Origin of the sequence: Pseudomonas fluorescens (assembly GCF_001307275.1) — a bacterium.
Lineage (GTDB): Bacteria > Pseudomonadota > Gammaproteobacteria > Pseudomonadales > Pseudomonadaceae > Aquipseudomonas > Aquipseudomonas fluorescens_AA.
On record NZ_CP012831.1, the window covers coordinates 5,456,978 to 5,471,003 of the forward strand.

Consider the following 14,026-nt stretch of genomic DNA (forward strand, 5'->3'; position numbering starts at 1 on the left):
GAGCGTCGATCAAGGCGCCGCGCCGGTCCGCAGACCTGGGCGGGCGCCGCGTCGCTCGCTAGCTTTGGGAATCGGGTTTGGTCTTGAGTTTGCCCAGCAGTTTGTCCAGGGATTTCTGGTTCAGCGCCTTGGCCAGCGGGAAGTCCGCAGGCATCAGCGAACCGGCCTGTGGGTCGAGGCAGTGTTCGACCAGTGCCTGCAAACGTTCCAGCAGGCGAGCAGGCAAATGGCTGTCGGCGTTCGGCGTGACGCTGTGCCACTCGACACGCAACACGCCGTCCTCCAGCCAGGCCACTACTTCACGGGCATGGGTCACTCGGTTCACCGGGGCCACATCCGGTGGCGGGGTCAGGCTGCTGGCGCGCAACCAGCCCGCTGGCGTTTGCTCATGCCCCAGGTAGTTGAACAGCACATCGCCGTGGCTGGCCGGCAACTCGCCGTGCTGGCGCAGCAAGCCGTAGCCCAGGCCCTGGCCGGGTACATCACGCAAGGCTTGCTTGGCGTTGCGCACCTGATCGCCCGCGGCGCCGCTGGCACTCACGCGCAGTGGGTAGAGAGTGGTGAACCAGCCGACGGTGCGGCCGACGTCCAGCCCGGCAAACGGTGCATCACGCCCGTGGCGTTCAAGGTCCACGACGATGTCACTGCGCTGTTCGACCTCGGCCAGGGTCGCGGCGAGGGCGGCGATCAGCAGTTCCTCCGGTTGTGTGCGGTAAGCCGCGTGGGACTCGGTCAGCCATTGGTGCGTGCGGCTGGCATCCCAGCGGGCCGACAGGGTCTGGCGTTCGGCGACCGTGGCCATGGGCGGCGGGTTCGCAGAGGCCTGGGCACTCCAGTAGCGCTGCTCGGCGGCAGCCTTGGCGGCATGGGCTTGCAGGTGCTCGGCCCATTGACGATAAGAGGTGGTTTTCGCCGGCAACGTCGGCTGTTCGTCACGTTCCAGGGCGGGATACAGCTGTTGGAAATCTTCCAGCAGCGGCGTCCAGGACACCGCATCGACCACCAGGTGATGGGCCACCAGGTACAGGCGCTGCGGTGTGCCTTCCAGCAGGGCCGCGGCAAACAGTGGGCCGTGTTGCAGGTCCAGGCTTTGCGCGACTTGCAGCAATTGCTCCGGGTGCTCGCAGCAGGTCAACTGGGCCGGTGCCACCGGTGCGATGTGTGCCTGCCATTGGCCGTCGACGTGGGTGAAACGCAGGCGCAGGGCGTCGTGGTGGGCCACCAGCCGATCCAGCGTGGCTTGGACGATGGCCGGTTCCAGGCGACTGTCGCTGTCGGCCAGCACCGATTGGTTCCAGTGCGCGGCCTGGACCTGTTGCTGGTCAAAGAACCACTGGTGCAACGGCATCAGCGGCATCGGCCCGGTCACGTCGCCTTGTTCGGCCTGGGTCAGCAGCGCCGTGGTCACATGGGCCAGGGCCGCCGGGGTCGGCGAGCGGAACAGGTCCCGTGGCGTGAGCGAATAGCCCTGCTCACGCAAGCGCGAGATCAGTTTCAGGCCGAGAATCGAGTCACCGCCCAGGGCGAAGAAACTGTCCGAGGTGCCGACTTCGCGACCGCCAGTCAAGGTTTCGCCGAGCAGTTCGCCGAACAACTGGCAGAGCAGGCGTTCCAGTTCGTTGCGCGGTGCCGCGTAGTCTTTCTGGGTGTTTGGCAAGGGCAGGGCGGCCAGGGCCTTGCGGTCGATCTTGCCGTTGGTGCTCAGGGGCAGCGCCGGGATGTGCACCCACACCGCCGGCACCATGTAGGCCGGCAGCTCGGCCGCGAGCTGGGTGTCGAGGTCCGACTGCGCGGCGCTACTGCTGTAGAACGCCACCAGGCGGTTGTCGATGACCAGGGTGCAGGCGCCGGTGATGGCCGGCAGGTTCAGCAGGGCTGAGTCGATTTCCCCCAGCTCGATGCGCTGGCCGCGCAACTTCACCTGGTGGTCGAGACGGCCCAGGTACTCGATGTTGCCATCGGCCAGGAAGCGGCAGCGGTCGCCGGTGCGGTACAAACGATCGCCGGCCACGAACGGGCTGGCGAGGAAGCGCTCTTCGGTCAGGTCCGGGCGTTTCAAATAGCCACGGGCCACGCCGACGCCGCCGATGTACAGCTCGCCGATGCTGCCAATCGGCAGCGGCTGCATGGTTTCGTCGAGGATGTACAAGCGCAGGTTGGCGATGGGCTTGCCGATCGGCACGATCACATCGTCCGCCGAGCAACGCCAGACCGAAACGTCGATGGCCGCTTCGGTCGGGCCATACAGGTTGACCAGCGCCGCCGGGTGCTGGCCCATGAAGCGCCGCACCAGGTCCACCGGCAAGGCTTCGCCACTGGCGAACACCTGGCGCAAGCTGTGGCAGTCGACCAGGCTCGGCTCTTCGACAAAGGCCCGCAGCATGGACGGTACGAAGTGCAAGGTCGTGACCCGTTCCTGCTGGATCAACTGGCTGAGGTAGGCCGGGTCGCGATGACCGTCCGGACGGGCGACCACCAGGGTCGCGCCGGTGATCAGCGGCCAGAAGAACTCCCACACCGATACGTCGAAGCTGTACGGCGTCTTTTGCAGCACACGGTCGTTCGGGCCAATCGGGAAGGCGTCCTGCATCCAGTGCAGGCGGTTCATCAAGGCGCCGTGTTCGTTCATCACGCCCTTGGGTTGGCCGGTGGAGCCGGAGGTGTAGAGCACATAGGCCAGGTCGTTGGCCTGAACGCTGATTGGCTCGAACGCAGAGGCTTGCGGCAAGGCGTCGAGGGTCCAAGCCTGATGCCCGACGGGCAGGCGCGACAGCCATTGCGCCTGGGTCAAGGTGACCTTGGCATCGGCGTCCTCGATCAAGAAGGCCAGACGCGCGGCCGGCAACTCTGGATCCAGCGGCAGCCACGCGGCGCCGGCATGGACGATGCCGAGCAAGGCCACGACCATTTCCACCGAACGCTCCATGCACACCGGCACGATGCTGTCGCTGCCCACGCCAGCGGCGCGCAGGGCCCGGGCGACGGTTTGCGCCCGTTGGTCCAGTTCGGCGTAACTCAGGCGCTGGCCTTCGAACACCAGCGCCGGGGCGTTGGGGCTCAGGGCCGCTTGCTGGCTCAGGGCGGTGTGCAGGTTGGTCGGGCCGCTGTAGTGACGTTCGGTGGCGTTCCAGCGGTCCAGTTGCTGTTGGTCCTGCTGTTGCGGGAACAGTTCGACCAGGGTGTGTCCAGGGGTTGCCACCAGGGCGTCGAGCAGCGCGCACCACTGCGCGCTCCAGCGTTGCATCGTCGCTTCGTCGTACAAGGCCGATTGGTATTCCAGCGCCAGCGTCATGTCGCTGCCGTCATCCTGGACTTCCCAGCTCTGTTCAAACTTGGCGTCGATCGCCGGCAGCATCTGCTCTTCGACGTTCAGGCCCGGCCATTGGCTGCTGTCGACGCGCCCATAGTTGAGGGAGAACAGCACCTGGAACAGCGGCGTGCGGTTCAAGTCGCGGTTCTGCGCGATGGCACCGACCAGGGTGGCGAAAGGCAGGTCGGCATGGGCCTGGGCTGCACGCAGGTCGGCTTCGAGGCTGGCGAGCAATTGCTCGGCCGGGGCCCGTTGGTCGACGTCGCTGCGGAGCACCAGGGTGTTGACCAGGCAGGCCAGCAATGTCTGGGTTTGGGCGTGGTCACGTTGGTCCGCCGGGGTGCCGAGGCGAATCTCCCGCTGGCCGCTGTAGCGGGCCAGCAGCGCGCTCAGGGCCGTGGCCAGCACCACGTAGGTGGTCGTGCCGCGCTGACGGGCGAACTGTCGGATGGCTTCGGCACGCTGGGTGCCGAGGCGGACGCTCAGTTGCCGGGCGCGACGATCGGCTTCGGCGCCGCGTGGATGGTCGATGGGCAGGTCGAGCTGGTAGTCGTCCTGGCCCAAGTGGTTTTTCCAGTAGTCCAGGCTGGCATGGCGCCGGGCCTGGGTGTCCGGGTGCTGTTGCCACAGGGCGAAATCGACGTAGTCGATCTCCAGCGGCGTCCACGCGGGCGACTGCCCGCTGAGGCCGGCGGCGTAGGCCTGGGTCAGTTCGTCGATGAGCAACTGCATGGCCCAACCGTCGGTGGCGCTGTGGTGCAGGCACACCAGCAACAGGTTTTCGTCGCTGTCCTGGCGTTGCAGAAGGTGCGCACGCCAAGGCGCGGCGGCGGCCAGGTCGAACGGCGTCATCAGTTCGTCCTGGGCGTTGGCACAGGTCGCGGCCCAGTCCTGGGTCGCAACGCACGTGACCGCGAGCGCCGGCCCGTGGTCGTCGATCAGCAGTTGTGGCTCGCCGTCGACGTCGATAATCCGGCTGCGCAGCACCAGGTGGCGCTGGCTGACCTGCTCAAAGGCCTCGCGCAGGATCTGGACCTGCAGCTCGCCGCGCAAGGTCAGGGCGAACGGCATGTGGTATTCGCGGGACTCCGGCACCAGGCGGCTGAGCATCCAGAACCGGTGTTGGGCCAGGCCCAGGGGCAGTTGCGCCGGGCGCGGTTGTACGCTGATCGATTCATCGGGCAGGGCCGCCCGCAGATGCTCGGCCAAGGCCGCGACCGTCGGTTGGGCGAACACCAGCGGCAAGGGCAGGGACACCCCCAGGCGCTCACGGACCCGGCTGACCAGGCGGGTGGCCAGCAAGGAGTGGCCGCCGAGTTGGAAGAAGTGGTCCTCGATACCGACGTCTGAACAGCCCAGCACCTCGCTGAACAGTTCGCAGAGCACGGTTTCAGTGGCATTGCGCGGCGCGGTGCGCGGCTGGTCGCTTTGGCTGTGTGGCAGCGGCGCGGCGGCCAGGGCCTTACGGTCGAGCTTGCCGTTGCTGTTGAGCGGCAGGCGGTCGAGTTGCACGAAAACGCTTGGCTGCATGTGCACGGGCAGGCTGTCGCTCAAGTCGGCACGCAGGGTCGCCTCATCGGCGTCACCGCACCAGAAACTCACCAGGCGCTGATCCAGCAACAAGGTGGCGGCGTCGCGAATACCGGCCTGGGCCAGCAGCGCAGCGTCGATTTCCCCCAGCTCGATGCGCTGGCCACGCAACTTCACCTGGTGGTCGAGACGGCCCAGGTACTCGATGTTGCCATCGGCCAGGAAGCGGCAGCGGTCGCCGGTGCGGTACAGGCGATCACCGGCCACGAACGGGCTGGCGAGGAAGCGTTCTTCGGTCAGGTCCGGGCGCTTCAAATAGCCACGGGCCACGCCGACGCCGCCGATGTACAACTCGCCGATGCTGCCAATCGGCAACGGTTGCATGGTTTCGTCGAGGATGTACAAGCGCAGGTTGGCGATGGGCTTGCCGATCGGCACGATCACATCGTCCGCCGAGCAACACCAGACCGAAACGTCGATGGCCGCTTCGGTCGGGCCATACAGGTTGACCAGCGCCGCCGGGTGCTGGCCCATGAAGCGCCGCACCAGGTCCACCGGCAAGGCTTCGCCACTGGCGAACACCTGGCGCAAGCTGTGGCAGTCGACCAGGCTCGGCTCTTCGACAAAGGCCCGCAGCATGGACGGTACGAAGTGCAAGGTCGTGACCCGTTCCTGCTGGATCAACTGGCTGAGGTAGGCCGGGTCGCGATGACCGTCCGGACGGGCGACCACCAGGGTCGCGCCGGTGATCAGCGGCCAGAAGAACTCCCACACCGATACGTCGAAGCTGTACGGCGTCTTTTGCAGCACACGGTCGTTCGGGCCAATCGGGAAGGCGTCCTGCATCCAGTGCAGGCGGTTCATCAAGGCGCCGTGTTCGTTCATCACGCCCTTGGGTTGGCCGGTGGAGCCGGAGGTGTAGAGCACATAGGCCAGGTCGTTGGCCTGAACGCTGATTGGCTCGAACGCAGAGGCTTGCGGCAAGGCGTCGAGGGTCCAAGCCTGATGCCCAACGGGCAGGCGCGACAGCCACTGCGCCTGGGTCAAGGTGACCTTGGCATCGGCGTCCTCGATCAAGAAGGCCAGGCGCGTGGCCGGCAACTCCGGATCCAGCGGCAGCCACGCGGCGCCGGCATGGACGATGCCGAGCAAGGCCACGACCATTTCCACCGAACGCTCCATGCACACCGGCACGATGCTGTCGCTGCCCACGCCAGCGGCGCGCAGGGCGCGGGCGACGGTTTGCGCCCGTTGGTCCAGTTCGGCGTAACTCAGGCGCTGGCCTTCGAACACCAGCGCCGGGGCGTTGGGGCTCAGGGCCGCTTGCTGGCTCAGGGCGGTGTGCAGGTTGGTCGGGCCGCTGTAGTGACGTTCGGTGGCGTTCCACTCGATCAGTTGGCGATGACGCTCGGCCGCCGGCAGCGGTGTCCAATCCCCGAGGCGGGTGCGTGGCGCCTCGAGCATGGCTTCCAGCAGTTGTTGCCATTGTTCCAGCCAACGCCGGGCCGTGGTTTCGCTGAACAGCGCGGCGCGGTATTCCAGCAACACCGACAGCACTTCGCCGTCGTGCACTTCCCAATTCAGGTCGTACTTGGTGGCCTGGGCGGTCACCGCGCGTTCGCTGACCTGCAACTGCGGCCATGGCTGGCTCGACGTGTCGGCGTTCTGCATGGCGAACAGCACTTGGAACAGCGGGGTCTGGCCGAGGCTGCGCGAAGGCTTCAAGTGCTCCACGACCTGGTCGAACGGCACGTCCTGATGCTGTTGGGCATCCAGCACACGGTTGCGCACCTGGTTGAGCAAACCTTCGAAATCCAGGGCCGGATCCAGGTCGGCGCGCATGACCACGGTGTTGACGAAGCAGCCGATCAGCGGTTGCAGCTCGGCGAATGGACACTGGGCCACCGGACTGCCGACCCGTACGTCGCGCTGGTTGGCGTAGCGCCCCAAGAGCAACTGCGCGGCACCGAGCATGAGCATGTACAGGGTGGCACCGCGTTGCTGGGCGAACTGCCGCAGACGTTCCACCAGGGCGGGCGGCAATTGCAGTTGCACCGCGCCGGCCGCCGGGGCGAGCTGGTTTGGACGGCCCTGTTCGGTCGGCAGGTCGAGCAGGTAGTCGCCGTCCTCCAGTTGGTTGCGCCAGTATTCCAGTTGGCTGCTGAACGCGGTCTGTTGGCCGGGCTCGCGCTGCCAGAGGGCGTAATCGGGGTATTGCAGCGCCAGCGCCGGCAGTGCCACCGGAGTGCCTTGGCACTGGGCGGTGTAGCACTGTCGCAGTTCCTCCAGCAGGTTCTGGCTGGAGGCGTCATCGGTGGCGCAGTGGTGCACGCTGAGCAACAGCAGCGACTGGGCGCCGCCACTGCGTTGCAGCAGCGTGGCCCGGGCCGGCACTTCGGCGGCGAGGTCGAAACGGCGACCGGTTTCTGCGTGGATCGCCGCGTCGGTCAGTTGCTGCCACTGTTCGTCGCTGGTCGCCTGCAGGGCCGTCACCTGCACGGTGAGATCGACCTTCGGTTCGATGATCAACACCAACTCACCGTCGGTATCGCGCACGATGCGGCTGCGCAGGATCTCGTGGCGTTGGACCACACTGTTCAGGGCCGTTTGCAGGGCCTGGACATGGAGTTCGCCGTCCAGTTGCACGGCGCTGACCACGTTGTACTCGCCACCGCCGGTGCTCAGTTGCTCGAGGAACCACAAGCGTTGTTGTTCGAACGACAGCGGCAGGCGCGCCGGACGCGGCGCCGCAACGAAGGTCGCCGCCGGGGCTTGCAGGGGATCGCCCAGCAGCGCGGCCAAGGCGTCGAGGGTCGGGTGTTCGAACACCGCCCGCAACGGCGGCACAGTGGCGAACTGTTGGCGCAGGCGGGCAAACAGCGCCGCCGCCAGCAGCGAGTGGCCGCCGAGGTAGAAGAAATGGCTGTCACGGCCGATCTGCGTCGACGGCACGTTCAGCAACTCGGCCCACAGGGCGGCCAGTTGCTGTTCGGCGGCGCTGCGCGGCGGGTCCAGGGCGTCTGGCGCGGCTTGGATGTCCGGGGCCGGCAAGGCCTTGCGGTTGAGTTTGCCGTTGTCGGTCAGCGGCAGCTCATCGAGCAGCACGAACGCCGAGGGCACCATGTAGTCGGGCAGGGCGGCGCCAATGGTTTTGCGCCAGGCATGGATGTCGGCCTGCTGGTCGCACGTCACGTAGGCCACCAGGCGCTTGTCGCCGGGTACGTCTTCACGGGCCAGCACCACGGCCTGGCGTACGCCCGGTTGGGCGCCGATCAGGGTTTCGATTTCCCCCAGCTCGACACGGAAGCCACGGATCTTCACCTGATGATCCATGCGTCCCAGGTACTCGAGCTGGCCGTCGGGCAACCAGCGCACCAGGTCGCCGGACTTGTACATCCGTGCGCCTGGCAGGGACGAGAACGGGTCTTCGATGAACACCTTCGCGGTCTGTTCGGCACGGTTGAGGTAGCCCAGGGTCACGCCGGCACCGCCGATGTGCAGTTCCCCCGGGACGCCCACCGGCATCGGGTTGAGGAAGGCATCGAGCACGTAGGTGCGCACGTTGGCGATGGGCCGGCCGATGATCGGCCGCTGCGGGAAGTCATCCACCGCGCAACCGGTGGCATCCACGGTGCATTCGGTCGGGCCGTAGGTGTTGAAGAAGCGGCTGCCGGCAATCGATGGCAGGCGTTGCCACAGTTGGGCGTCCACCGCATCGCCACCGAACAGCACGAAGCGCGGCAGGTACACCTCGCCAAGGCGAACGCCGTCACTTTCGAGCAGGGCCTTGAGCTGTGCCGGGGTGCACTCGAAGGCGTCCAGGCGGGTATCGCGGAAGAAACCGGCCAGGGCCTCGGGGTCGTAGCGCACGTCTTCCGGGGTCAGGTACAGGCTATGGCCGTCGAGCAACAGGATCAGCTCGGCCACCGAACTGTCGAAGGCGAACGAGTAGTTGAAGCTGGTGCGCATCGGCTGGTCGGTGTAGCGGCGATACAAGCCATGGATACGCGCCCAGGCCAGGTTGACCACCGAACCGTTGGTCACCAGGGTGCCCTTGGGCTTACCGGTCGAACCGGAGGTGTACATGATGTAGGCCAGGTCTTGCGGCCCGGCGAGCGGGGCCGGGTTGCTGTCCGGCTGGTTGGCGAACAGCGCCGCGTCGCTGTCCAGGCGCAAGCGGGGCAGTTCGGCGCCCAGTTGTTCCAACAGGCCCTGCTGGCCTATGAACAGTGCCGGTTGCGCGTCTTCGAGCATGTACGCCAGGCGATCCACCGGGTAGGTCGGGTCCAGCGGCACATAGGCGCCACCGGACTTGAGAATGCCCAGCAGGCCGACCAGCAGTTCCAGCGAACGCTCGACACACAGCGCCACCGGGCGGTTGGCGCCAACGCCCTGGCTGCGCAGGTAATGCGCCACCTGGTTGGCCCGCCGGTTCAGTTCGCCGTAGCTCAGGCTGCGGCCTTCGAAACACAGGGCGTCACGCTCCGGGGTGCGCTCGGCCTGTTGTTCGAACAACTGGGCAAAGGTCAGGTGCGTCGGCACCTCCATCTCGGTACGGTTCCACTCGACCACGGTGCGTTGCCACTCCGCGTCCATCAGCAGCGGCAAGGCGGCGACCGGGCGCTGGGGCTCGGCGAGCATGTGTTCGAGCAGGTGTTCCAGGCGGGCGAGGGTCTGGCGGGCGCTGTCGGCGACGAACAGGTCGAGGGCGAACATCAACTCCAGTTGGATCGGCGCGTTGGCCGGGCACAGCACGTGCAGGTCCAGGTCGCATTCGGAGTGGCGCAGCGGGGTGTCCAGCGCTTCGAATTCCAACCCGGGGAAGCGCAACCGCGACTCCATGGCCAGTTGCTGGGCGACCATGACCTGGTACAGCGGCGCATGGCTGAGGCTGCGCGGCAGTTGCAGGCTGTCCACCAGCTGCTCGAACGGCAAGTCTTGATGCAGCAGGCCATCGCGCAGGCGTTCGGCCACTTGCTTGACCAGGGCGCTGAAGCCGGCTTGTGGATCGAAGTCGGCGCGGATCGCCAGGTTGTTCAACAGAATACCCAGCAGGCCTTCGGTGCCCGGTTGTTCACGGTGGGTGACCGGGGTGCCGACCAGCACCGTCGCGTCGCCGCTCAAGCGGTGCATCAGTACGGCGAAACCGGCGAACAGGACGGTGAACGGTGTGGTGCCGAGACGACTGGCAAAGGCTTGTACCCGGCCGCTGAGGTCGGCGCTGAGTTCACGCTGCACGATCCCGGCGCGGTAGCTTTGCACCGAGGGCCGTGGATGGTCGGTGGGCAAGGCCAGCAGCGGGCTGGCGTCGCTGTCGCGACGGTCCAGGGTGGTGGTCCAGTAGTCGAGTTGGCGCTTGAGTTCGGCGCCTTGCAGGTGTTCGCGCTGCCAGAGGGCGAAGTCGGCGTATTGCAGCGGCAGGGCTGGCAGGTCGGCGCGAGTACCGTTGCAACGGGCTTCATAACCCAGGGCCAGCTCGCGCAGGGCGATGGTGGCCGACCAGGCGTCCGACACCAGGTGATGCAGGGCGATGCCGAGCACGTGCTCGCCCGGCGCCAGGCGCAGCAAGCGCGCACGCAGTAGCGGTGGGCGGGTCAGGTCGAACGGCTGCTCGAAGGTGTCTTGCAGGGCATTGAATTGCGCGCCGGCGCGGGCGGTGGCGGTCAGCCCCGACAAGTCTTCGAAGGGCAACGCGATGTCCAGCGCTGGGCTGATGCGTTGGCACGGCAGGCCGTCGGTGCTGTGGATGCCGGTGCGCAGGATTTCGTGGCGCACCAGCAGGTCGTTCAGGCTGGCGTGCAGCGCCTGGACATTGAGTTCACCCTTGAGGTGCAGGGCGAACGGGATGTTGAACAGGGTGGTGCCCGGCGTCAGTTGCTCGATGAACCACAGGCGCTGTTGCGAGAACGACAGGGGTAGCAGCGTCGGGCGTGGTTGGGCCTTGGGCACGCTGAGCGCGTTGGCTTGCGGTGCGGCGGCCTCGGCCTGGCGGGCGTCGATGGCCACGGCCAGCAAGGCTACGGTGGGGTGTTCGAACAGCACCCGCAATGGCAGGTCCAGTTTGAACTGGGTGCGCAGGCGGGCCACGATCTGGGTCGCCAGCAGCGAGTGCCCGCCGAGGGTGAAGAAGTTGTCTTCCACGCCGACCATGTCGCGTCCCAGGACTTCGGCCCAGATGGACGCCACGGTGGTTTCCAGGGCGTTGCGCGGGGCGATGCTCTCCTGGGCGTCCGCCTGCCAGTCCAGCTCGCGGGCGGCGAGGGCCTTGCGGTCGACCTTGCCGTTATTGTTCAGGGGCAGTTTGTCCAGGCCGACGAAAGCCGCCGGCACCATGTACGGCGGCAGTTGCGCCCGCAGATGTTCGCTCAGGCCGTCGCTGCCCTGGGTCTCGTCATGGGCCGACCAGTACGCCACCAGCCAGGCTTCGCCGACGGTGTTTTCCCGCAGCAGGACGGCGGCTTCGCGTACGTTCGGGTGCTGGGCGAGACGGTGTTCGATTTCCGTCAGTTCGATTCGGTGCCCGCGCAGTTTTACCTGCTGGTCGCGACGGCCGAGGTATTCGATCACCCCGTCTGCACGCCAGCGTCCCAGGTCACCGGTGCGGTACAGGCGACCTTCGAGTTGAGGGTGCTCGATAAAGGCCTCGGCGGTGCGCTGCGGGTCGTGCAGGTAGCCGCGACCGACGCCGACGCCGCCGACGCAGATTTCCCCGGCGACGCCAACCGGCACCGGGCGCAGGGCTTCGTCCAGCACATACAGACGGTTGTTGGCGGTCGGCTGGCCGATGGGCATGTGGCTGACCTCGGCCCCCGGGGCTGCGAAGATCGGCTGGAAGGCCACGTCGTCGGCACATTCGGCCGGTCCGTAGGCGTTCATCAGGGCGATGTCGGGGAACCGTGCGAACCAGTCCCGGGCCACGGTCGGCGGCAGGGCTTCACCGGTGGGCAATACCCAGCGCAGGTCCGGCAGTTGCAAATCGCATGGGCATAACGCGAGCACGGTGCGCATCAGGCTCGGGACGATTTCCAGCACGTTCAGGCGCTCGCTGGCGAGCACCTGCAACAGGCGTTGCGGGTCGTGGGCAACTTCATCGGGAAGAATGTGCACGGTGGCGCCGAGCACCGGCGCGGCGAGGAACTGCCACACCGAAATGTCGAACGCCACCGAAGCGGTCTGGGGAATGCGGTCGGCGGCGCAGAGCCCCAGGGCCGGCACCTTGCCGAAGATGTTGTTGAGCATGCCGCGCTGTTCGATCATCACGCCCTTTGGCGTGCCGGTCGAACCCGAGGTGAACAGCACGTAGGCCAGGCTGTCGGGGCGGGCGAGCACTGGCAGTGGCGTGTCGTCGCCCGATGCCCAGCAGGCTTCGGCGAACAGCGCCGTGGGCGCCTGGTCGAGGCCGCTGAGCAGTGGGTCGAGCAGACCGCTGCAGGCTTGGCTGGCGATCAGCAGCGGCGCGCGGGACAGCCCGAGGATTTCCCGCAGGCGCTCGGGCGGGTGATTGACCTCCAGGGGCAGCATCGCCGCGCCAGCCTTGAACACGGCCAGCATCATGGTCAACAGCGCCAGGCCACGAGGCGCCACCAGCGCGACCAGTTGGTCTTCACCGGCACCGGCCTCGTGCAGGGCGTGGGCCAGGCGCGTGGAACGCAGGTCCAGCTCGGCGTAGGTCAGCGACTCACCGGCGCAGGTCGCGGCGACCTGATCACCGCGCAGGGCGACCTGAGCGGCAAACAGCTCGGCGTAGCTTTGATCCAGCGCAAAGTCGTGGGGGTTCAGCGCCCATTCGCCCAGCAACTGTTGACGTTCATCGGCCGCCAGCAGTTCGAAGCTGGCCAACGGCGCGTCGGGGGCGACGAGCATGCTGCGCACCAGGCTGGCGATGTGGCCCAGCAGGCGCTGCACGGTGGCGGCCTCGAAACGTTCGCGGTCATAGGACACGCGGATGCCCAGTTGTTCGCCCGGCAGGATCACCACGGTCAAGCCGTAGTGGGTGTGCACGCTGTGGTCCATGCCTTCGAGGCTGAACTGGAAACCGCCTTCGAGGATCTGTTCGTCGATGGGCGCGTTTTCGAACACCAGGATGCTGTCGAACAGGGTCTCGCCCCGGGGGAAATCGCTCCAGCCCTGGATGTCAGTCAACGGCGTGTGCTCGAAGTCGCGCATGTCGACGTTGAGTTTTTGCAGGTCGCCCAGCCAACTGCCGAGCGAGGCGTTCGGATCCACCGAAACCCGCAGCGGCAAGGTGTTGATGAACAGGCCGATCATTTCCGCAACGCCGGTCAGGTCAGCCGGACGGCCGGCCACGGTGACACCAAAGACGACGTCCTGCTGCCCGCTGTAGCGCGACAGCAGCAACGACCAGACCCCCTGGAAAAACGTGTTCGGGGTGATCCGGCGACTGCGGCAGAACGCCGCCAGTGCCTGGGTTTCCTGCGCGTCGAGGTGAATCAGTTGGTCGTCCACCAGCACCGCATCGGTGTAGCGGTCGCGGCTCACGCCGTTGTCCACGGTCAGTGGCGTCGGGGCGTTGAGGCCTTGCAACTGGCCGCGCCAGAATTGCTCGGCCTTGCCCGCATCCTGGCGTTGCAGCCACTGGATGTAATCGCGAAACGGCCGAGGGCTTTTCAGTTCCGGCGTGCGGTCGTTGCACAGCGCTTCGTAGACTTTGAGGAAGTCCACGGTCACCAGGGAGATGCACCAGGCGTCCATCAGGATGTGGTGGAAGCTGCGAATGAACTCGTAGGACTCGTCGGCCAGGCGCACCAGCCGGAAGCGAATCAGCGGTGGCTTGGACAGATTGAAGCCGACTTTCTGCTCGTATTCCAGCAGCGTGCGGATCCGCGCCTCCTGCTCATGGGGCGCGAGCCCGCGCAGGTCGAGGGTGTCCAGCGGGACCTTGACCTGGCGATGGATCACCTGCACCGGTTGCTTCTGGCTTTTCCACTGGAAACTGGCGCGCAGGGAAGGGTGCAGTGCCACCACCTGGCGCCACGATTCGAGGAACGCCCCTTCATCGATGGCCCCGCCGATGCGGTAGCGATCCTGCATCAGGTACACCCCGGAGTCTTCGTGCAGCAGGGAGTGGAACAGCATCCCTTGTTGCAACGGCGACAGCGGGTAAATGTCTTCGATCGGGTTGCCAGTGGTTTTTTCGGTGGTCATTGAAAGCGTCCTGCGTAAAAA

At 66.6% G+C, this 14,026-nt stretch carries 1 protein-coding gene; it reads right to left on the minus strand.

The window, feature by feature from the left end:
* Positions 1 to 58: 58 nt before the first annotated feature.
* Positions 59 to 14,005: a non-ribosomal peptide synthetase gene (locus AO356_RS24290; RefSeq protein ID WP_060741934.1), complete on the minus strand. Its 13,947-nt coding sequence runs from the start codon at positions 14,003 to 14,005 to the stop codon at positions 59 to 61.
* Between the last annotated feature and the right edge of the window lie 21 nt (positions 14,006 to 14,026).